The sequence below is a fragment of the Geodermatophilus bullaregiensis genome, assembly GCF_016907675.1.
GTDB classification, from domain to species: domain Bacteria; phylum Actinomycetota; class Actinomycetes; order Mycobacteriales; family Geodermatophilaceae; genus Geodermatophilus; species Geodermatophilus bullaregiensis.
Genome location: NZ_JAFBCJ010000001.1, coordinates 5,006,045 through 5,027,103 on the forward strand (window position 1 = coordinate 5,006,045; position 21,059 = coordinate 5,027,103).

At 76.0% G+C, this 21,059-nt stretch carries 17 protein-coding genes; 6 read left to right on the forward strand and 11 right to left on the reverse strand.

The window, feature by feature from the left end:
* Window positions 1-85 precede the first annotated feature (85 nt).
* The 5 genes from JOD57_RS24025 (at window position 86) to JOD57_RS24045 (ending at window position 6,752) form a co-directional block, all read left to right on the forward strand.
* A complete protein-coding gene (locus tag JOD57_RS24025; protein WP_204694324.1) occupies window positions 86-1,060 on the forward strand; it encodes an NAD-dependent epimerase/dehydratase family protein in 975 nt (324 codons plus the stop codon).
* A complete protein-coding gene (locus tag JOD57_RS24030; RefSeq protein ID WP_204694325.1) occupies window positions 1,057-2,532 on the forward strand; it encodes a sugar transferase in 1,476 nt (491 codons plus the stop codon). The genes JOD57_RS24025 and JOD57_RS24030 overlap by 4 nt, the downstream gene beginning before the upstream one ends.
* A gap of 76 nt (window positions 2,533-2,608) precedes the next feature.
* Window positions 2,609-3,883, forward strand: coding sequence for a GumC domain-containing protein (locus tag JOD57_RS24035; protein ID WP_204694326.1), 1,275 nt, complete (start codon window positions 2,609-2,611; stop codon window positions 3,881-3,883).
* A 9-nt stretch (window positions 3,884-3,892) separates the two neighbouring features.
* A complete protein-coding gene (locus tag JOD57_RS24040; protein ID WP_204694327.1) occupies window positions 3,893-5,230 on the forward strand; it encodes an O-antigen ligase family protein in 1,338 nt (445 codons plus the stop codon).
* A 43-nt stretch (window positions 5,231-5,273) separates the two neighbouring features.
* Window positions 5,274-6,752 carry a flippase gene (locus JOD57_RS24045; protein WP_204694328.1) on the forward strand — a complete coding sequence of 493 codons (1,479 nt, stop codon included), beginning with the start codon at window positions 5,274-5,276 and terminating at the stop codon, window positions 6,750-6,752.
* Here JOD57_RS24045 and JOD57_RS24050 read toward each other — a convergent pair.
* Window positions 6,736-7,950, reverse strand: a complete 1,215-nt coding sequence (locus tag JOD57_RS24050; protein ID WP_204694329.1) for a glycosyltransferase family 4 protein — start codon at window positions 7,948-7,950, stop codon at window positions 6,736-6,738. The two genes, JOD57_RS24045 and JOD57_RS24050, sit on opposite strands and share 17 nt — an antisense overlap.
* A gap of 309 nt (window positions 7,951-8,259) precedes the next feature.
* Between JOD57_RS24050 and JOD57_RS24055 the strand changes: the two genes are divergently transcribed.
* On the forward strand, window positions 8,260-10,038 hold the full coding sequence (locus JOD57_RS24055; RefSeq protein ID WP_204694330.1) for a PKD domain-containing protein: 1,779 nt from the start codon (window positions 8,260-8,262) through the stop codon (window positions 10,036-10,038).
* A gap of 57 nt (window positions 10,039-10,095) precedes the next feature.
* Here the strand turns inward: JOD57_RS24055 and JOD57_RS27140 are convergent, their stop codons facing one another.
* The 10 genes from JOD57_RS27140 to JOD57_RS24105 form a co-directional block, all read right to left on the reverse strand.
* Window positions 10,096-10,839, reverse strand: a complete 744-nt coding sequence (locus tag JOD57_RS27140; protein ID WP_204694331.1) for an AAA family ATPase — start codon at window positions 10,837-10,839, stop codon at window positions 10,096-10,098.
* Window positions 10,836-12,359, reverse strand: a complete 1,524-nt coding sequence (locus tag JOD57_RS27145) for a hypothetical protein (RefSeq protein ID WP_204694332.1) — start codon at window positions 12,357-12,359, stop codon at window positions 10,836-10,838. The genes JOD57_RS27140 and JOD57_RS27145 overlap by 4 nt, the downstream gene beginning before the upstream one ends.
* Window positions 12,360-12,384: 25 nt before the next feature.
* Window positions 12,385-13,671 (reverse strand): hypothetical protein, encoded by a 1,287-nt coding sequence (locus JOD57_RS24070; protein WP_204694333.1) that lies wholly within the window; start codon window positions 13,669-13,671, stop codon window positions 12,385-12,387.
* 260 nt (window positions 13,672-13,931) lie between these two features.
* Window positions 13,932-15,266 carry a cytochrome P450 gene (locus JOD57_RS24075; protein ID WP_307824905.1) on the reverse strand — a complete coding sequence of 445 codons (1,335 nt, stop codon included), beginning with the start codon at window positions 15,264-15,266 and terminating at the stop codon, window positions 13,932-13,934.
* Window positions 15,267-15,382: 116 nt separating this feature from the next.
* A complete protein-coding gene (locus JOD57_RS24080) occupies window positions 15,383-16,288 on the reverse strand; it encodes an SCO6745 family protein (RefSeq protein WP_204694335.1) in 906 nt (301 codons plus the stop codon).
* A 40-nt stretch (window positions 16,289-16,328) separates the two neighbouring features.
* On the reverse strand, window positions 16,329-17,510 hold the full coding sequence (locus tag JOD57_RS24085) for an MFS transporter (RefSeq protein WP_307824906.1): 1,182 nt from the start codon (window positions 17,508-17,510) through the stop codon (window positions 16,329-16,331).
* Between the two features lie 45 nt (window positions 17,511-17,555).
* Window positions 17,556-18,377: a class I SAM-dependent methyltransferase gene (locus tag JOD57_RS24090; RefSeq protein ID WP_204694336.1), complete on the reverse strand. Its 822-nt coding sequence runs from the start codon at window positions 18,375-18,377 to the stop codon at window positions 17,556-17,558.
* Between the two features lie 345 nt (window positions 18,378-18,722).
* A complete protein-coding gene (locus JOD57_RS24095; protein WP_204694337.1) occupies window positions 18,723-18,992 on the reverse strand; it encodes a YciI-like protein in 270 nt (89 codons plus the stop codon).
* A gap of 10 nt (window positions 18,993-19,002) precedes the next feature.
* Window positions 19,003-20,352 (reverse strand): diacylglycerol/lipid kinase family protein, encoded by a 1,350-nt coding sequence (locus JOD57_RS24100; RefSeq protein ID WP_204694338.1) that lies wholly within the window; start codon window positions 20,350-20,352, stop codon window positions 19,003-19,005.
* Window positions 20,353-20,464: 112 nt separating this feature from the next.
* Window positions 20,465-20,950, reverse strand: coding sequence for a hypothetical protein (locus JOD57_RS24105; RefSeq protein ID WP_204694339.1), 486 nt, complete (start codon window positions 20,948-20,950; stop codon window positions 20,465-20,467).
* Window positions 20,951-21,059: the final 109 nt, after the last annotated feature.

Sequence of the window (21,059 nt, forward strand, 5' to 3'; positions counted from 1 at the left end):
CGTCTCCGTGACGGATCCGGACGGGTGGTCGTCGCACCTAGCGTCGCCGCCGTCGACGAGTGCGACGGAAGAGGGGGATCCGACGATGAGGTGCGTCGTCACGGGGGCAGCGGGGTTCGTGGGCTCCCATCTGTGCGAACTCCTGCTCGCGCGGGGGGACGAGGTGACCGGCATCGACTGCCTCACCGACTACTACGACCCGCGCCTCAAGGAGGCCCACCTGTCCGGTGCGCTCGCCCACGAGCGGTTCCGGCTGCACCGGGTCGATCTGCTGGAGGCGCCCCTGGAGCAGGTGCTCGACGGCGCCGAGGTGGTCTACCACCTCGCCGGGCAGCCGGGTGTGCGGCCGTCCTGGGGAGCGGAGTTCGCCACCTACGTGTCCCGCAACGTCCTGGCCACCCAGGCGGTCCTCGAGGCGGCGCGGAGGGTCGGTCCGGCCAAGCTCGTCTACGCCTCCAGCTCCAGCGTGTACGGCGACGCGGAGTCCTACCCGACCGCCGAGACGGTGCGGCCGCGGCCGGTCTCGCCCTACGGCGTGACGAAGCTCGCCGCCGAGCACCTGTGCGAGCTCTACCGCAGCGGGTTCGGGGTGCCGACGGTGTCCCTGCGGCTGTTCACCGTCTACGGACCGCGTCAGCGGCCGGACATGGCCTTCTCACGACTCGTCTCCGCCGCCGTGCGCGGCGGCGAGTTCGAGCTCTACGGCACCGGCACCCAGACCAGGGACTTCACGTTCGTCGGGGACGTCGTCCGGGCGATGGCCGATGCCGCCGCATCGGAGTTCACCGGGGTGGCCAACGTCGGCGGGGGCAGCCGGACGTCCATGACGGAGGTCCTCGACCTCGTCACGGAACTGGCCGGAGCTCCCGTGGTCCGCCGGCTGCCGACCCAGCGGGGCGACGTCCGGGACACCGCGGCCGACACCCGGGTGGCGTTCCAGGGCTTCGGCTACGTCCCGTCCACGGGACTGCGCGAGGGGCTCGCGCTCATGGTCGAGGCCGAGCGCTCGACGGTCCCGGCTGCCGCCGGCCTGCTGGCCGCGGCGGGTGCGCGGTCGTGACCACCGCCCGGCTGCGGCCGCACCTGCTGCGTCCGCGGACCGCCCAGACGCCGACGCTGGGCGAGGCGGTGCCCCCCTGCCCGCCCCGTCCGGCGCCGGCCCCCGGCCCGGCGGTGGCGCAGCCCGCGGGCCCGCCACGGCCGCACCGGTCCGGTCCGTGGCTGCCCAGGGCCGTGCTGCTCGCCGTCGACGTGGCCACCTTCGGGGTGGCGATGGTCGTGACGGGGACGACCAGCGTCAAGACGCTCACCGTCCTGGTGCTGGCCGTCCTGCTCTTCTCCACCGCGGACCTCTACCGCCCCGGCCTGTCGCTGTCGGTGCTCGACGACGCTCCCGCGCTGGTCGTGCGGTCGCTCGCGGCGGGGGCCGGCGCGATGGTGCTCGGCGGGCTCGGGGACGGCCTGGCGGGCACGGCCCGACTGGCGACGGCGGCCCTCTTCGCCGGTCTGTGCGTCGGCGGGCGCGCCGTCGCCTACGCGGGCATCCGGCACGCGCGCCGCCACCGCCGGTTGCAGCAGCGGGTGCTGCTGCTCGGGGCCGGCGCGGTCGCGGGGACCCTGGGGCGCAACCTGCTCGACCACCCCGAGTACGGGCTGACGCCCGTGGGCCTGCTCGACGACGAGCCGCTGCTGTGCCTGGAGGAGCGGCCGGTGCCGGTGCTCGGCGGCTACGCCGACCTGAGCCGGGTGCTGGTCGAGCACTCCATCGACGTCGTCATCGTGTCCTACGGCCGGGTCCGCGAGCCCCTGATGGTGGACATGCTGCGCGCCTGCGACCACCTGGCGTGCGACATCTACTTCGTCCCGCGGCTGTACGAGCTGCACGTGGTGACCAAGGACACCGAGGTCCTCTGGGGCGTGCCGCTGGTGCGCCTGCGCCGGGCCCCGTTCCGCAGCCCGACCTGGGCGCTCAAGCGGGTGACCGACGTGGTGCTCGCGGCCGTCGCGATGGTGCTGCTCCTGCCGGTGCTGCTGCTGTGCGCGCTGCTCGCGCGCTGGGAGACGGGGACGGTGCTGTTCCGGCAGACCCGGATCGGGCTCGACGGCCGGCCGTTCACCCTGCTGAAGATCTGCTCGATGCGGCCGGTCGGGGAGACGGAGTCCGGGACCCGCTGGACCATCGCCGACGACGAGCGGCTGGGCCCGGTCGGCCGGTTCCTGCGCCGGACCTCCCTCGACGAGATCCCGCAGCTGTGGAACGTCCTGCGGGGGGACATGAGCCTGGTGGGACCCCGGCCGGAGCGCCCGTTCTTCGTCGGCGAGTTCACCCGCCAGTTCCCCTGGTACATGGCCCGGCACCGGGTGCCCGCGGGGCTGACCGGCTGGGCGCAGATCCACGGGCTGCGCGGCAACACGTCGATCGCGGACCGGGCGCGCTTCGACAACTTCTACATCGAGAACTGGTCGATCTGGGGCGACGTCAAGATCATGATCCGCACCCTCGGCCAGGTGCTGTCGGCGGGTGGCCGGTGAAGGCCGGACGCCGGCGGGCGGTGTGCAGCACCCGGGTCGCAGACGCGACCCGGCACGGAGGGACGGGACGACGGACGTGGACCTGAACCTGGTCGCACAGCGGATCCTCCGGCGGCACTGGGCGGTGATCCTGCTGCTCGTGCTGCTCGGGGTCTCCGTACCGGTGGCGCTGCACCGGATGCAGGAGCCGAGCTACGAGGCGAGCGCCCGCTTCACCATCGGTTCCTGGGACACCCGGGACGCGCAGGAGTCGAGCGGGCTGGCCGACACGGCCCTGGCGCTGGCCACCAGCCCCGAGGCGGTGGGCCGGGCCCTCGGGCAGGCCGGCATCGCCCGCGACCCGGTCGCCGTCATCGAGGTGGTGCAGGTCGCCCCGGTGGGGACCTCCGGCGTGCTCGAGCTGACCGCGACCGACCCCGACCCGACCGCGGCCGCGACGATCACCAACGCCCTCGCCGCCGAGGTCGTCCGCGCCCGGGACGAGGCGATCCTCGGGGACACCCGGGCGGCGATCGCCGGGATCGACGGGCAGATCGCGGCGCTGTCGCAGGAGATCACCCGGATCGAGGACACGGCGGACGCGACCGTGGCGAGGTTGCGCAGCGTCGAGGCCCTCGCCCTGCGGCACGCGGAGGCGGTCGAGCAGCGGACCCGCCTGGAGAACCAGCGCCAGCAGCTGGTCACGATCCTGTCGACGACCGAGGCGCCGCGGATCATCGACGGCTCGGCGACCAGCGGGCTGCCCGTGCCCACGGCCCTGGTCACCCGGCTGGCGATCGGCGGGCTGCTGGGGTTGGTCCTCGGTGTCGCACTCGCCGCGACGCTCGAGTCGTGGCGCCCGACGCTCACCGGTCCGGGGATCGCGCACCACCTCGGCGCGCCCCTGCTCGACCGGCTGCCGCGGCCTCCCAAGCACGACACCGAGCTGCAGGACCCCTGGCTGACCAACTACCTGACCCTCGCCGCCGACGCCGCGGGCGTCCGGTCGGTGAAGCTGGTGCCGGTCGGTCCCGAGGTGGACGTCTCGGGCCTGGCCGGCCAGCTCGACGGCCACGACGACGGCGGACTGCGCGTCACGTCGTTCTACCTCGAGGGCGATGCCTCCCGGGACGCCGCGCGCTCGTCCCGTCCGGGCACGGGCATCGTCGCGGTCGTGCCCGACGTGGTGAAGGGGACGTCGGTGTTCGAGCGCCTCGAACGGCACGTGGAGCTGGCCCGTCAGCCCGTCATCGGCGTCCTGACCTACCGGGGCCGGTGGCGGCGGGGGATCACCCGGTCCGCCCCGCGTCACCTGGCCCTGACCGCGGACGAGGCCGCCGCCGACCGGGTGCCCGCCGACCCGGCGCCCTGATCCGCGGCCATGTCGAGCGACCGGGGGACCGCACCCGCTCCACGACCGGCCGAGGCCTGGCGGGGGCTGTCGGAGGCCTACCCCTGGGAGACGGGACCGCACGAGCCGGGGCGGGCGGTCCTCGCGGTGGTCGCGCTGTGCATCGGGCTCACCCCGCTGGTGAGCCCGAAGGGGCCGGGCAACGGCGCCCCGATCGACCTGTTCGTCGCCATCGGGGTCGCCACCGCGATGCTGTGGGCGATCCGGCGCCGGGCCAGGTTGAACTTCCCCTACTTCGTGCCCATGACCGCCTACGTGGTCGCCGGCCTCGTCGCGGCCATGCTGTCGGCCGTCCCGTTCCGCGGCGGGATCGCGGCAGGTCAGGAGATCTTCCTGTTCCTCTGGTGCGCGGCGCTGGCCACCATCTGCCGGACGCCCCGGGCACTGGCCGTCGCGATCCGCGCCTGGGCCGTCAGCGCGACCCTCTGGGCGGGGGTGATGGTGGCCGGGGTGGTGGGCGGGATCCCCGCGCTGTCCGGGGCCAGCGAGTGGGGGCGGCGGGCGCAGCTGTTCTTCGACCACCCCAACATGGCCGGTAACTACTTCATGATCGCGATCTTCGTCGTCGTGGCGTCCGGCTTCCCGCGCCGGCGCTGGGTGCGGGCCGGCGCCTGCCTCCTGCTGCTCACCGCCATGTTCTTCACCGGCTCGAACGCGGCGCTGCTGTCCCTCGTCGGCGGGACGCTCGTGATGGTGTTCCTCAACCTGCGGCTGCGCAGGGGGCTGATGCCGGCGATAGCGACGCTCACCTCGCTGGTCCTCGTGCTCGGTGTCGGCTGGACCACCGTCGTGCCGCCGCTGGTCGCTGCCGCCGAGCAGAGCGACGACCCCCTGCTGCGGTACACCGTCGGGCGCAGCCCGGAGAGCGCGGACAAGCGGGAGGAGCTCTTCATCCAGCAGTACGAGCTCTTCGAGGGCGGCCGCCTGCTCGGGATCGGTCCGGCCGCGACCAAGCACGAGCTCGGCACCGGGTTCTCCCGCCTGGACAAGGAGGCCCACAACGACTACCTCGCGACGCTGGTCGAGCGTGGCCCCCTGGGCCTGCTCGCCGTGCTCGCACTGATCGCTGCCGTCGGTGCACGGCTCATGGAGGTGACGCGGCACCGGCTCCTGCCGCAGCTGGCCGCCGCGGTCCCCGTCCCCGCGGCGCTGGCCGGGGCGTGCGCGGCGTTCGCGCTCACCGCGGTGACCCACGAGGTGCTGCACTACCGCTGGTTCTGGGCGCTGCTGGGGTTCGTGGCCGCCACCCACCTGCTCGCCCGGTCGGCGGACCAGGCGGGTGCCCGGTCCCGGTGGCCGGCCCGATGACCCGCCCGGCGGGCCACGACCCGGTCGTCCGGACGCCGATGCCGTGACCAGCCAGGTGCGGACGGCCGGGGAGCGGGTGGACCGTCCCCCGCGGCGTCGGAGGGTCGCGGCCAACTCGACGGCCCAGCTGCTCACCTTCGCCGCGCGTGCCGTCGCCTCGGTCGGGGTCGTCGTGCTGCTGGCCCGTTCGGGGGGACCCGTCGCCCTGGGCGTCGTGCAGTTCGCGCTCACCCTCAGCGGCCTGCTGCCCTTCTACTACGGCATCCCCACGCTGCTGGCCCGGGAGGTCGCCCGCCGGCCGGAGGACGGACGGCAGTGGGTGGAGACCGGACTGCTGCTGGCCGTGGTCCTCGGGGTGGTGTTCACCGCGCTGCTCCCGGGCGCGGCGCTGGCGGCCGGCGCATCCCCGGAGACGGCCCTGTCCCTGGCCGTCGCGTCGGCCGGGATGGCGTTCGACGGCGTTGCGCGGGTGCTGTTCGCCGCGTTCTGGGCATGGGAGCGGCTGGACCTCGAGACCGGGGTCACCGCTGCGCAGGAGACCGTGTACCTCGTCGGCACCGCGGTCGCCCTGTGGCAGGGCGGGGGGCCGCTCGCCGCGCTCGCGGCCTTCGCCGGGTCACGGGCGCTGGGGGCCGGGTGCGCGTGGCTGCTCGCCGGGCGCCACCTGGGCGGGGTGCCGCTCCCGCGGTCCGGCGGGCGGACCCTGTGGTCGACCGTCCGGCGGTGCACGCCCTTCGCCGTCAGCGACACCTGGATGCTGACCTACGCGCGCGTCGACGCGGTGCTCCTCGGTGTCTGGAAGGGCCCGGCAGCGGTGGGCCTCTACCAGGCCGCCACCAACCTCGTCCTCTACTTCACCGTGGTCCCGCGCAGCATCAACCGGGCGCTGTTCCCCCGCATGGGGCGGGCCTGGCCGGCCCACCCGGAGGAGTTCAGCCGGCTGCGGGACGTCTCCCTGCGGCTGGTCGCACTCGTCGGTGTGCCCGTGACCGTCGCGTCGCTGCTGCTGGCGCCGCGCACCATCGCCTTCCTGTACGGCCCCGACTTCGCCCCGGTCGTCCTCACCTACCAGCTGCTCGTCCTGGTCATCCCGCTGCGGATGCTGGGCCACACGCTGAGCCTCTCGCTCGCGGCGGTCGACCGGCAGAACGGGCGCACGCTCGCCGTGACCGTGGTGGCCGTGCTCAACGTCGGGATGAACTGCTGGGCCATCCCGCGCTGGTCCCACCTCGGCGCCGCGGTCACCTCGGTGGTCTGCGAGGTGCTGCTGCTGGGGGCCTTCGCCGTCCTGCTCCGCCGGGCCACCGGCCCCTCGGAGATACTGCGCTCGAACGGCTGGCCCCTGCTGGCCAGCGTGCCGATGGCCGCGGTGCTGGTGTGGACGTCGGGACAGCCGCTCCTGGTGTCCGCCGCCGCCGGCGCCGCGGTCTACGCGGGCGCCGTCCTGGTCCTCGCCGTGCTCCGGGCGCGTGACCGCCGACCGGCCCGCGCGCTGGCCGGGCTGGTCACGCCGGCCCGCTGACCACGCCGGCGGACGGCCGGTCCGCCGGGACCGCACCGAGCACCTGCTCGAACACCGACCGCCAGGACGCGGCGATCGACCCGGCCGACCAGCTCGACAGGTCGGCCACCGGCTCCAGGTCACCCGCCGGGGACTGCGCCAGCCAGCGCGCCACGGCCGCCACGACGTCGTCGAGACGCCCCGGCGGGACGGCGGAACCGCGGGCGCCCAGCGCGAGCACCTCGCGGACGCCCTCCACGTCGTGGGCGACGAACGGCGTTCCCGCCGCGGCGGCCTGCACGAGCACCTGGGGGAGGCCCTCGGCCACGCTGAGCAGGACGACCAGGTCGGCACCGCGGAGGGCGTCGACGACGTCGTCCGGGTCCGGGAGGTGCCCGGTGAGCACCGCGTGCCGGGCCACCCCCAGGTCCTCGAGCCGCGCCCCGAGCCGCTCCCGCTCCGGGCCGTCGCCCACCACCAGGAGGTCCGGGGCGTCACCGGCCGCGCGGTCGTGCAGCCCCCGGAGCAGGTCGGCCAGCAGCAGCGGGTTCTTCCGGGGCTCCAGACTGCCGACGTAGCAGACCAGCCGCCGGCCCGGCGTGGTGCCGTGACGGGCGTCCAGGAGGCGCCGCGCCTCGTCCCGCCGGCGCAGCCGGGAGGGCAGCGGGATCCCGGACCGGACGACGTGCAGCCGCTCCGGCGGGACACCGACGGCGGCGAAGCGCCGGGCGAGGTCGTGCCCGACCACGCAGTAGGCGGAGGTCCGGGGACCCAGGGCGCGTTCCAGCCGGGGGAACAGGACGTTCTCCACCGTGCCGTAGCCGGGGCCGAAGCTGGCCATGGACAGCGAGTGGACGGTGGGGAGCCCGCCGGCGGCGCCCGCCGCCAGCCGGGCCAGCACCCCCGCCTTGGACTGGTGGGAGACGACGACCGAGTAGGCGGACCGGCGCAGCAGCCGCCACAACGAGACCAGCGCGGCAGCGTCCCGGGCCGGGGCGACCTCGCGGACCAGCGTGGGCAGCAGCGCCACCCGGTCGGCGCCGGTCTGCTCGCGGGCGAGGTCCGGGTCCGACTCCGCGCCGAGCAGCACGTGGTGCCGCAGCTCCGGCAGGGCCCGGATGCTGTCGCGCAGCCGGCGCTCGGACCCACCGCGCTGGTAGCGCGTGCACACGTGCAGGACGACCTCGCCAGCCGTCCGCTGCTGCCCCGTGCCGTCCACGCGCCCCTCCTGCTGCTGGCCCGGCCGGCATCGGTGGTCCGCCGGCACCGTCGGAGTGTGCGGTACCGCGGCACCCGTGCGACGACCATTCCGCACGGCCACGGGAATGGCGTCGGACGTCTCCGTCGTGTGCACGGGACGACCTCGTGCAGGTGAGGTGCCGTCGCCATTCCCGACGAGTTCGCCGGCGGACAGCGTGACGCCTCCCGTGCACGTTCCGTCAATTCTTCAAGAACTCCCGCGGAATGGTTGACAGCCCACCGGGGTGCGTATTGCCTGTGCACGTCCTCCAGCCGAAGGGAGACCGTCATGCCGGTACCGCGCCGTCTGGGTCTCGTCGTCACAGCGGTCCTCGTGGGTGGCGGGGTCGTGGCCCTGCCCGCCGAGGAGGCCGAGGCGGCCACGGTCTCGGCCACGCTGGTCGCGACCCGGCCCACCCACACCTGGGGGCGGCCGAGCCCGGATCCGGCGGGGATCACCTACGACCCCGCGGCCGGCCGGCTGGTCATCAGCGACTGCGAGGTCGAGGAGACACCCCTCTACGCGGGGACGAACCTGTTCCGCTCCACGCTGGACGGCACCCAGTCGGCCGACGACCCCGGTGGCACCACGCTGCCCTGGTCGCGGGAGCCGACCGGGGTGGGCTACCGGGCCTCCGACGGCCGCCTGTTCGTCTCCGACGACGACGCCGACCGGATCTTCGAGGTCCGCGCGGGGGCGGACGGCCGGCACGGGACCCCGGACGACGCGGTCACGTCCTTCTCCATGCGCTCACTGGCCAGCGGTGACGCGGAGGACGTGGCCATCGACATGGAGCTGACGTCCGACAACCACCTGCTGGTCATCGACGGCGGCACCAAGAAGATCTACGACATCGGCCCGGGCCCCAACGGGGTCTTCGACGGCCAGCCCGCCGACGGTGGGGACGACACGTCCACGGCGATCGACGTCGGCCGGCACGGCGCCCTCGACCCGGAGGGGGTCGCCTTCCACGCCGGCCGCAACACCATCCTGGCCCTCGACGGCCCCAGCAAGCGCGTCTTCGAGCTGAACCGGCAGGGACAGCTGCTCAACACCATCGACATCCGGGCGGCCCAGCCGAGGAAGGCGGCCGGGATCACGCTCGCGCCGGCGAGCAACGGCTCCGGTGCGCTGAACTGGTACATCGTCGACCGCGGGGTCGACAACGACAGCAACCCGCAGGAGAACGACGGGCGCTTCTACGAGATGGCGGTCACCCTGCCGCCGGTCGGCGAGGCGCCCACGAACGCCGCTCCGCGGGTGTCCGCGGGGCCGGACCGGAGGGTCCCCCTCGCCACGCCGGCGTCGCTCGCCGGGACTGCTGACGACGACGGCCTGCCCGACCCGCCGGCGGCGGTGTCGCTGACCTGGTCGACGGTCAGCGGGCCGGGGACGGTGACCTTCGCGGACGCCAGCGCCGCGACGACGACCGCGTCCTTCTCCGCGCCGGGCACCTACGTGCTCCGGCTCACGGGCGACGACGGCGGGCTCCAGGCGTCCGACGACGTCTCGGTCGTGGTGGACCCGGCGGGATCCGGGGTCCAGGACGTGCCGGTGGCGTCCGGTTCCGACGACGCGGAGGAGCGCTCGGCGAGCGTCTCGCTCACCGGCACGGACCTGGAGCTGGTGGTCGACGGCACGACGACGCAGACCGTCGGGCTGCGGTTCACCGGCCTGCTGGTGCCGCCGGGGGCCACGATCACCGCCGCCTACGTCCAGTTCTCGGTGGACGAGGCGACGACGGCGGCGGCGAGCCTGGTGGTGGCCGGGCAGGCCGCCGACAACCCGCCGACCTTCGCCACGGCGTCGAGGAACGTCTCCTCCCGGCCCCGGACGACCGCGCAGGTGTCCTGGGCGCCCGCGGCGTGGCCCACGACCGGTGCCCGCGGGGTCGAGCAGCGCACCCCGGGCCTGGTCCCGGTGCTCCAGGAGATCGTCGCCCGGCCGGGCTGGGCCAGCGGCAACGCGGTCGTCCTGGTGGTCACCGGGAGCGGCACCCGCACCGCCTCGGCGAGCGAGCGCGGTGCGGCCAGGGCACCGGTCCTGCACGTCGAGTGGACCGTCTGACCCAGGTGGCCGACCGCCGGCCGGGCAGCCCCGTCGCGAGGCGGCCCGGCCGGCTCCTCACCCCGGGGTGCCGGCGGTGGTGCGGTCGCAGATCCGGTCGACGAGCGCCGCGTGGTCGGCGCCGTCGTCGGCGCTCCCGTCGAGGGTCAGCACCTCGCAGGAGCCGGGCGCACGCCCGGACCACCACTCGACCAGGCGGTCGAGCAGCCGCGCACCGCGCGCCAGCTCGGCCAGCCGCTCGCGCTCGTCGAGCAGTTGGGTCCGGCTGTGCCGGGACGACCGGTGCGCCAGCCGGTCCAGCGCGAGCTCCGGGGGGACGCGCACGACGACGAGCAGGTCCGCCGTCGGGCGTCGCGGGCCCGCGTCGAGGGCGGCGAGGACCGGCTCCACGTCGCCCCGCAGGCCGATCGACCACAGGGCCTGGACCAGTCCCTCGTCGACCAGGGCGACCCCCGTCTCACCGGCGGCGCGCGCCGCCACCCGCTGAGCGACGGTCACCTGGACGACCCGGCCGGCGAGGTCGCCGGGCCCGGGCTGGGCGGAGCGGAGGACGCCACCGACCAGCCGTGCGGTCGCCACGGGCGCCCCGGCCGCGGCGCCCGCCACGGCGCGGACCTTGCGGGCCACCCGGCGGGCGGTCGGCACGGACGGGGCGAACCGCGCCTGGGGCTGGGTGACCACGACCCCGCGCTCGGTGAGCCGCGTGGCCAGGGCCCGCGCCCGGCGACTCTTCCCGGAGCCGGGGATCCCGGCCAGCTCCACGCCGAGCCCCCGCCCGCCGCCCCCGACGGGGACCGTCACAGCCGCGCCCACACGGCGGCCCGCGCCTCGGCGAGCACGTCGGCGGCCGGCTGCGCCGCGTCGAGCACCAGCGCGCCGGAGCCGGTCCAGTCCGCGGCGAAGACCTCCGCCGACCGTGGCCGGACGAACTCCGCCGGATCGACGCCGTGCTTGCGCAGCACCGCGGTGTCCGGGTCGACGCGCAGCACCAGCAGCACGTCGGGCGGGGCGATCGCGGCGTAGGCCCGCTGCTCGGCGGCGACCAGCCGGCGGGCCAGCGGGGAGGCCGCCTCGAGCGGCACCCACCGGGTGCGGGCGCCGTCCATGAGCGTCACCTGCTCGAGCGGGAAGCGGTCGCAGACGACCAGCACGCCGCGACCGGCCAGCCGGCGGACCCGCCGGTGCAGCCGCCGGCGGTCGGTGGCCGTGACCAGCTGCCAGAGCAACCACGCCGTCCCGGGCACCGCGTCCCGGTGCTCCGCGGCGGTGGGGTGGTTGGGCAGCCACCCCGGCAGCAGGCCCGCGCGGCGGGCCACCGTGACACCCCCCTTGACGACCACGTTCGCGACGGATCGCGGGGGCTTGCCCAGGTGCACGACGCGGGTGTCGAAGGGGCCCTGCAGCCAGTCGGCCAGGCCGCTCACGACGGTGGACTTGCCGGCGCCGTCCCCGCCGACGACGGCGACGACGGCCCCGCCACCGACCGGGCGCTTGACGCTGTGCTGACGCAGGACGACCTGGCGGAACCCCCACTGCACGCGTCGCCCGCAGCGCAGCGCGGTGTCCACCGCCGGCCGGTGGCGCGCGAGGTCGGCGACCGCGGCGACGACCCGCCGTCCGGCTGCCAGCCGGGTGGCCAGCGGCGCGTCGTCGAGCAGCGCGCGGTGGTGGCGCGACCAGTCCGCCCAACCGACCCACGGCAGCCAGGTGTCGACGACCCGGCGCAGCTCGGCGGGGTCGGCCCGGGCGGTGAGGTACTCCAGCTCGCGCCGCTCGCCGGGGCCCAGCGCGGCCAGGCCGAAGACGGCGGCGTCCCACGTGCCGTGCTTGAGGGCGAGGCGCACGCCGAGGACGGCGAGCTCGAACTCCGGCGCCGGGACGGGGAAGAGCGCCCCGTGCCGGCAGGAGTCCAGGTAGGCCTCCTCGACCGGCAGGCGGACGTTCTTGGTGGTGTCGTCCCCCAGCACCAGCTGGGCCTGGGCGTCGACGTGCACGAGCGTGCCCGTGGCGGCGTCCCGGCCGTAGAGGTGCAGGACGCCGGGCACCCGGCGGCCGCGCCGGGTGGGCAGGGCCTGCCGGAAGCCGCAGTCGGCGAGGACGCCGAGGAACACCGGCAGGTGCCGGCGGTGCACGAGCAGGTCGAGGTCGTTCACGCCCGACGCGGACAGGTCGATCGCATCGGTGCTCTTCCAGTGGCAGTAGGCCACACCCGCCTCCCGGAGCCGGGCGCACAGCTGCTCCACGAGCGCCAGCGGGGGTCGGTGCTCACCGTCCGGCGGGTCGGCGTGCGGGGGCGGCGTCGTGGGCGTGGGCGTGGGCACCGGCACTGGTCCTCCTGGTTGCGGCCTAGCGCGAGACGGGCTCCGGCCAGAGCACGCGGTCCATCTGCACGTCGCCGGCGGGACCGACGCCGTGGCGGGCCTTCCAGTCCTCGACGGCGCGCTCGTAGACGGCCCGGTCGGTCGTGACGTGGCACCCGGGGGGCACGTTGCCGGGATAGCGACCGGAGCCGAGCCAGACCAGGGTGACGTCCTCGTAGCGGTCGACCACGTCGCCGCGGCGCTCGGGGAGCTGCGGGCCGTCGCCCTCCGGGTCCCGGAACCGCTCGGAGGCGATCACCACGTTCCGCAGCACCAGCGCGGGGGCGTTGTCCTGGCTCTTGTAGATCTGTCCGTGGACGGCGTCGGCCGAGTGCGTCTTGTACCCGCCGGGGAAGGGACGCAGCCGGATGACGCTGTCCTGCACGGTGACGGTGGAGACGGGCCGGACGTCGTTGAGCCCGTGGTTCTGGCAGGACAGGAAGGTGTAGGTCCCCTCGACGAGGGTGTCGAGGACGTCGAGCTCGTGCCAGTCGTCGTTCTCGATCGCGTCGTCGTGGACGTCGCGCAGCCAGCAGTTGCGGATGTAGCAGGCGCCGGGGCCCTGCGTGTGGTCGCCGTAGACCCCGATGCCGTCGTGGGTGTTGCGGACCTGCACCCCGTCCCACACCGCCCAGCCACCGGGCCGGACGTACACCCGGGGGTCGCCGTCCTGGTTGCGGTTGTCGACCTGACCGCGCAGCGGGTCGACGTCCTCCGGCCGCCCCGCCTCCACCCAGCGGTCGGTGTCGTCCTGGACGTGCTGGCCGTACTTCATCCGCTCCCAGGTGAGCGTCTCGGGCTGGGCGCCCTCGACGACGCCGCCGATGATCGCGGCCCCGCCCACCGGCTGCCGGTGGCCGATCCGGATCGGCCGGTTGTTCTTCTGCTCCTCGCTGGAGCCCCCCGCGTACTCGCCCGTCTCGTACAGGGCGTCGGCGTCGAACCAGCCGACGAAGCGCGCCCCCCGCATGTCCCAGGTCGTGTCCTCCCGCGGGCGGGGGTCCTCGAACGGCGTGGAGAACACCCCGGTGGGCGCCACGAGGGAGGTGCCGGTCCGTGCCAGCAGGTCCCGCGTCGGAGCCCCCAGCGTGTAGTCGGCCGCGGGGAGGCCGCCGCCGGCCGGCGAGGGAGCGGCCGGCGAGGGAGCGGCCGGCGAGGGGGCGGCCGGCGACCCCGTGCCGGGGTCGTCGGTCAGCGCGTCGACGCCGAGCCAGACCGCGAACGGAGCGGCCACCGCGGCCCCCGCGATGACCAGGAACTGACGTCGGTCCATCACAGCGTCCCCCGTCGTGCCGGCGCGCGCTGCCTGCGTGCCGGCGACCCTAGGTGCTCGACGCGGCCGGGGGGAAGGAGGTCACCGACGGCCGGCCGGGAGAGCACGGGACCGTGGTCCCACCACGCCCCGGACCGGCGTCCGAGGGGATCGTCCCCCTCCGATGTGCGTAGCCGGCCTCGTGCAGGAGGGGGAGGCGCCGGCCCGTTCCGCGTGCGCCGCGGCCGCGCGCCGGGACGGCGACGGGGTCGGCGTGCCGATCAGCCGACGGCGGCGGTCTGCGGGGGGAGCACCACCGGCAGCGACTCGTAGCCGCGCAGGACGACCGTGCGGCGGCGCCGCCCGGCGCCGGCGGCGGCCAGGTCGGGGAACCGCTCGAACAGCGCCCGCAGCGCGACCTCGCCCTCCATCCGGGCGAGCGCGGCGCCCAGGCAGAAGTGGATGCCGCTGGAGAAGGCGACGTGCTCGCGGGCGTTGGCCCGGGTGACGTCGAAGACGTGCGGGTCGCGGAAGACCCGCGGGTCCCGGTTGGCCGCGGCGAGCACGAGCAGCACCAGGTCGCCCTCCCGGAGGGGGACGCCGTGCACGGTGGTGTCCCGCCTGACCCGCCGTCCGGTCCGCTGCACCGGGGAGTCGACGCGGAGCACCTCGTCGACGGCGTTGGGCCACAGCGACGGGTCCTCGGCGAGCAGCCGGCGCTGGTCGGGGTGGGCGAACAGCTGGGCTGCGCCGTTGCCGACGAGGTTGACCGTGGTCTCGAAGCCGGCGCCGAAGACGAGCAGCGCCGTGGACAGCAGCTCCTGCTCGGTCAGCCCGCTGCCGTCGTCGTCGGCCGTGGCGACCAGCGCGGACAGCAGGTCCTCACCGGGGGAGCGGCGCAGCCGCTGCACGTGCCCGCGGAACCAGGTGTCGAGCTCGCCCAGGTTGCGCTCGACGCTGCGGTGGGTGCGCCAGTCCACGCCCATGTCCAGGCTCGGCGAGGCGCCGTCGCCCCAGGCGAGGAACCGCTCGCGCATCGCCACGGGGACGCCGAGCACCTCGGAGATGACCGTGACCGGCAGCAGGCTGGCGTAGCGGGCGACGAGGTCGGCGTGCCCGCCGTCGGCCGCCGCCTCGCGCTCCAGCCCGTCGAGGAGTTCGTCGGCGATCTGCCGGGTGCGCTCGCGCAGCCGGGCCACGGCCCGCGCGCTGAAGGCGCGGCTGACCAGTCGCCGGTAGCGGGTGTGCTCCGGCGGGTCGACGGCGAGCATCGACGGCGGGTCGATCGGGCCGGTGCTCCGCCGCGGCCCGGCCAGCCGCAGCGCCGTCCGCAGCAGGGGCGGCATCCCCTCGGTCCGGTTCCCGCCGATCTGGCCGAAGTCGTCGCTGCGCAGGACGTCGGTGCACACGTCGTGGTGGACGCTGACCCGCGCGAACGCCCCGCCGGCGAACGGCGCGGCGGTCCGCAGCCGCTCGTAGTGGGCGAAGGGGTCCTCGCGCACCGCGGGGTCGCGCAGCACCTCGGCGTCGGGGTTCCCGGCCCGCGCCCGCGCCCGGATCGCCAGCCGCATCGCGCCGTGCGTCGCGGCCCAGCGGACCGCACTGCGCACCGTCACGTCGTCCTCCCCGTCCTCCCGGCGGCACCGGCTGCTGCCGCCGGGACCCATCCTCCGGCCTCCGTGCAGGGGCCCGCCGCGAGCCTGCGAGTGGCGGGGGGCACGGGGGTCCTCTCTCAGCCGCTGACCCGCTTGTAGACGTCCGGGGGCGCCGCGCCGCCGGCCACGATCGCCGCCGACCAGTCGTCCAGCCGGCGGGTGAGCTCGGGCAGCTCGGGGCCGATGGCGTCGAGGACGGGCCCGAGGGCGGCCTCGGTCTGCGCCTCGATGCGGTCCCGCAGGCGGCGTCCCTCGTCGGTGAGCCGGCCGTCGGCGACCAGCCCGCGGCCGGCCAGGCCGGCGTCGGCCGCGGCCATCGCCTCGGGCGACCAGCCGCGGGTGCCGGCGTAGGCGGTGTGCTCCCAGCCCACCCAGTACTCGGTCAGCAGGTTCATCTGCACGCCGGTGACGCCGGCGGTGACGTTGGCGGCCACGTGCACGTCGCCGCGGTACTCGCGCAGCAGCGTGGTGGCGTGCCAGAGCTGCCCGAGCGGGTCCTCGGGCCAGGGCAGCGACAGCTGGCCGGCGAACAGCGGCCGGCCGGCCAGGTCCCGCGCCGCGACGTCGGTGCCCCGGCGCAGCGCGGCGACCGCGCCGGTGACGTCGGCGCCGGGCAGCAGGTCGTGCAGCGCCGCCACCACGCCCTGCTCGCGGGCGGCGAGCACGTCGGCGCGGGACGCCGTGGCCCGCGCCTGCTCGTAGAGGCCGGTGACCAGGCCCGGCTCGAAGACGCCGAACGCGGCGACGACGACCAGCGGGGCCGGCTCGCCCATCGGCGCGGCGCGGCCCCACACGTAGCCGGTCAGGAAGTCCAGGCCCAGGGCGGCGAGGCGGTCGTTCACCGGCCGGCCCCACCAGCTGACGGTCGCGATCGGCTCGGCGGCGTCGCGCAGCCGGCGGGAGGGGGAGTCGGGCACGCCGGACGGCGGGCGCTCGGCGTCCGGTGGCGAGAGGAAGATCTGCTGGGCCTGGGCGAAGTCCACGACCGCATCGTGGCCCTCCGGGTGCCGCGGTACCAACGGCTCAGCCCCGCGGGCCACCGCGGCGCAGCTCGAACCACAGCCAGGCGGCGATCGCGGCCGGGACGGCGACGAACGCCGACACCGCCGGCACCGCGCCGACCCGCGAGCCCAGCCAGGCCAGCAGCAGCGGGGTGCCGAAGCCGGCGTAGGCGAAGGCGTAGAACGCGCTGTTCATCGCGCCCCGGGCGTGCGGCGGCGCGAGGCGGGCGGTGAGGGTCAGTCCCGCGGTGAGGCACAGCCCGCCGCCCGCGCCCATCAGCGCCGACGACGGCAGCAGCAGCGGCTCGGACCCGGCCACGATCGCAACCACGGCCAGGGCGAGGCCTCCCGCGCCGAGGACCATCCCGAGCGGGCCGGCACCCCGCTCGGCGCCGCGGCCGACGCGGGCCGCCACCGCACTGGCCCCGAGCGCCAGCCCGGCGATGACGCCGGCATAGGCCACCCCGACGCCGCCGGGCACCACGAGCAGCGGCAGCAGGGTCGCCGCGACCGTCGGGAAGGCGAAGACGCCCACGGCGGTGGGCGCCAGCACCGCCCAGAACGGCCGGCGCGCCTCCGGGGGCAGCCCCAGGGTCATCAGCCGGCCGGGTCGCCGGACGTGCACGGTCTCCGGGACGGTCACGAGCAGCCCGAGCCCGACGACCAGCACCGCGACGTGCACGAGGTAGGGCAGCGTCGTCGGCGCGGGGCCGTACTGGGCGAGCACCCCGCTCATGGCCGGCGCGACCGCGAACCCCAGAGACGTCGACACCGCCCCGCGGGTGGCCGCCGACCGCTGCCCGTCGGGACCGGCGAGGTCCTGCAGCCACGCGTTGGCCACCGAGAACACCACCCCGGACACGACGCCCTGCAGCAGCCGGCACGCGTAGAGCAGCGGCAGGGAGTTCACGGCGGGCACGAACAGCAGCGAGACCAGGCCGGCGACCACCGCGAAGGGCAGCACCAGCGCCCGCCGGCCGAAGCGGTCCGAGGCCGCACCGGAGACGGTCAGCGCCGCGACGAGGCCGACCGCGTAGCAGCCGAAGACGGCGGTGAGGTCGGCGTCGGACAGGTCCAGGGTGCGCCGGTAGACCAGCAGCAGCGGCGTCGGGATGTTGGTGCCCAGGGCCACGGTGAACAGGCCGAGGGTGAGGGCGTCGAGTCGACGGCGGGTGACCCGCTGCTCGGCTGCGGCCCTGGTCACCCGCCGGAGGCTACCGCCCGCGCCGACCCGGGACCGGGAGCCGACCTAGAACCGGTAGTGCAGGACCAGCGTGCCCTTGCGGGACCACGACGTGCTGCGCGCCGACAGCCAGTAGTAGGCGCGGAGGACGGGTGGGAACCGGGCGATCTCGGGTTGCCGGCTGAGCAGCACCTCCTGGACCAGGTGCAGCCGGGGGTCCCAGCGTTCGGGTCGGCGCGGGTCGTCCATGCCGGGGAACCGCACCTGGCCGGCGACCGACTTCGTGCCCCGGGAGTGGCGTGCCACCCAGATCGTGAACCGCGTGTACCCGTTGAAGACCAGTTCCCCGCTCGGGAAGTGGTCGACCAGCCGGCGGAGCAGGGAGACCAGCTCGTCCTCGGTGAGGAACCCCATCAGGCCGTCGGCGGTGATCACGGCGGGCCGGTCGCGGGGCAGGGCGTCGAGCCAGTCCTGGTCCCGCACGTCCGCGGCGATGGTGTGCGCCTTCGCGCGTTCCGGGACGGCGAGCTCGCGGGCGGCCACCACCTCGGGCAGGTCGACGTCGTGCCACTCGACCGTGGGAGGCACGGCGATGCGGGCCGCCCGCGTGTCGAACCCCGCGCCCAGGTCGAGCCCGACGGCATCGGGGTGGCGGGCGGTGAAGCGCGACGCGACCTCGTCGATCTTCTTGGCGCGCAGCGCCACGTTGAGGACGAGGTTGGTGTTGGTGTTCAACCGCTCGTGGTCGTAGTCGAGCGTGCGGACGATCTCGTCGGCGATCTCGTCGCCCAGGACGGGGTGCGGCGAGCGGTTGTCCAGGGCCCTGCAGCAGAGCGTCAGGAACAGGGTGTCCTCGACCGGTGTCAGGGTCGGCAGGGTGGTGGCCATGGGTGTCGCCCTCTCGTGCTCGTGGCTGTCGCGGTGCGGGCCACGTCGGGGCGGGGGTCCGGCGACGCCGAGGTGACCGTCGGCGCCCCGGGCGGCCGGCAGCGCGTGTGCCCGCAGCACTCACGGGACCGCTGCACACGGCTCTCGACGGGGTCCGAGGAACTCGGTGGGCCGGTACCCGGCCCAGGTGGCTGCGGCCCTCTCTGCTCCTCCCGACCGCCACTCAAGCGCACCGTGGACCGGTTGTGACGAGACCGCGCGGGCTCGGTGGGAGGTCGTCGACGGGCACGGGCGTCGGCTGCGCACAGGAGACGGCGCCGGCGTGTGACGGCCCGTGTGACGCCGTCAGCCGACGACGACGTTCCACGGCCGGATCGTCCAGGCGGTGACCAGCCCGTGGACGACGTAGGGATCCTGCTGGGCGAACCGCTCGACGACCTCGCGCTCCGCCGTCCAGACGAGCAGGGCGCGGTCGTAGGGGTCGGGGAGCGCGCCGGCGAGCAGCAGCTCGCCCCGCTCGTGCGCGGCCCGCGCCAGCGCGAGGTGGTCCTCGCGCAGCGCCGCGCGCCGCTCCAGGTAGTCGTCGGCGAGGGTGTACTCCAGCAGCAGGTGCACGCCGCCACTGTCACACGGCGTCCCGCTGCCGCGCCGCCGGCGCTCCCCGGGGCGGCAGCTGCCGCGGGTCGCCGCCGCCGGCGATGCGGGCGAGAGCGCGCAGGGCCGCCAGCGCACCCACCGGCTCGATCGCCGACGGGGAGGCGCCGGGGTGGTGGGCGGCGATGCGGACCCGCAGGGCGGCCGGGCGCGACCGGAAGGTGACCGGCGGTGCCAGCACCGTGGCCTCCCCGTCGACCCCCGCCGCCACCGGCTGGGTCGCCTCGACGCGGAACTCGGGGGTCGCCCACTGGCGCACCGGGCGCCGCCCGCGCCGCTCGCGGCTGCCGGGCGGGTCGACCACGGTCACCCCGAGCAGCCCCTGGTCGACGGCCGGGCGGGTCCCCGCGCCGGCGGCCCCGGCCAGCCGGTACTGGCCGTTGCCCACCAGGACCACCGCCGCGCCCTGCATGGTGCGCCCGCCCGGCGTCGTCCAGCGCAGGTCCTGCGCACCGCCCCGGGCGCCCAGGGCCTCGGGCACCGTGGCGAGCAGGGTCCGCACCTTCGCGGCGCGGTACCCGCCCTCCTGCACGGCCTGCGCGTACACCCCCAGGGAGACGTTGTTGACGAAGACCCGGCCGTTGACCTCGGCCAGGTCGACCACCCGCTCGCCGCCGTCGACGAGGGCGTCGAGCGCCCCCACCACGTCGGTGCGGTCCACGCCGAGGTCGAGGGCGAAGTGGTTGCGCGTCCCCGACGGGATGCAGGCGTAGGGGAGGCCGGCCTCGGCCGCGACGGCGGCGACCACGGCCTGGGAGCCGTCACCGCCGGCCATGCCCACGGCGTCGGCGCCGGCCTCGACCGCGCCCCGCACCAGTGCGGCCAGGTCCTCGCCGGGCCGCAGCTCCAGCACGTCGATGCCCCGCTCGCGGGCCGCCGCGGCCAGCCCGGTCCGCACCGCCCGGCCGTCGCCCGACCGCGGGTTGACGACGACCACCGGCCGGCGCGGTCGCTCGGCGGCGGGCAGCTCGACGTCCGGCCGGAAGGCCGACCGGGCCGCCGCGTGCCAGACCAGCGCGCCGAGCCCGAGCAGCAGGACGGTGCGCCGGTAGCCCGAGTCCGCCAGCACCACGACCCCGCCGGTCAGCGCGACGCCGGCGACGGCGAGGCCGGCGACCCGTCCCCAGCCGCGGCGGAGCACCCCCTGCCACGCGCCCGCGGCGACCAGGGCACCGCAGGCCAGCAGGAGCAGGCCGCGCGGGAAGTCGTCCAGCGCGGCCGCGACGCTGAGCACCAGCACCCAGGCCGCCGCGGCGAGGGCCACCGCGGCGGCGGTCCGGCGCCCCCGCACACGGGTGCGCGGCCGGCCGGGACGGGACATCGGTGGCCTCCCTCTCCGTGCTGCGGACGGGCTCCGGGAGGGGTCAGTGTGGCCCTCCGGGCGCGGGGCCGTGGGCCTCGCCGGCGTCCCGGGTCCCGCGCCGGCCGGCGGGTCAGAGGCCGCACTCGTCGCTGAGGTAGTCGTCCACGCGGGCGCTCGCCGTGCTCAGGTCGCCCTCGGCCCGGTCGAGTGCCTCGAGCGAGCCGAGGTCGGTGACGTCGACGTCGCCGAACGCGTCGGCCATCCGGTCCAGGCCCGCCGCCATGGCCTCCCAGTCGGGGGTGATCGACTCCGGGGCGTCGATGCCGCGCAGCTCCGTCGCGATCTGGCGGAAGGCGTCGGAGACCGACGGGTCGTCGTCCTCGAGGTCCTCCAGCGCCGTGTCGACCCGCTCGTCGATCCCGGCCGCCTGGGCGCAGAAGTCGGCCGCGCCGGACGTCGCTCCGCCCGCGTCGGCCTCCGCGGCGGAGGTCTCCTCCGGCCGGTCGCTCGCGGCGCCCGTGTCACCGCCGCCGCACGCGGTCAGCAGGAGGACGGCGGCGGCTGCCGCCGCTCCGGCGCGGCAGGTGGTCGGGGTTCGGTGCGCGGTGCGGGACACGACTGCCTCCCGGGGACGGCTGGATCCTGACCGGTCCGAGAGTCCGCCGGTCGGGGAGGTGCCGACCAGCGGGCGAACCCCCCGGCCGGGCACGGGGCTGGCCCCGTGG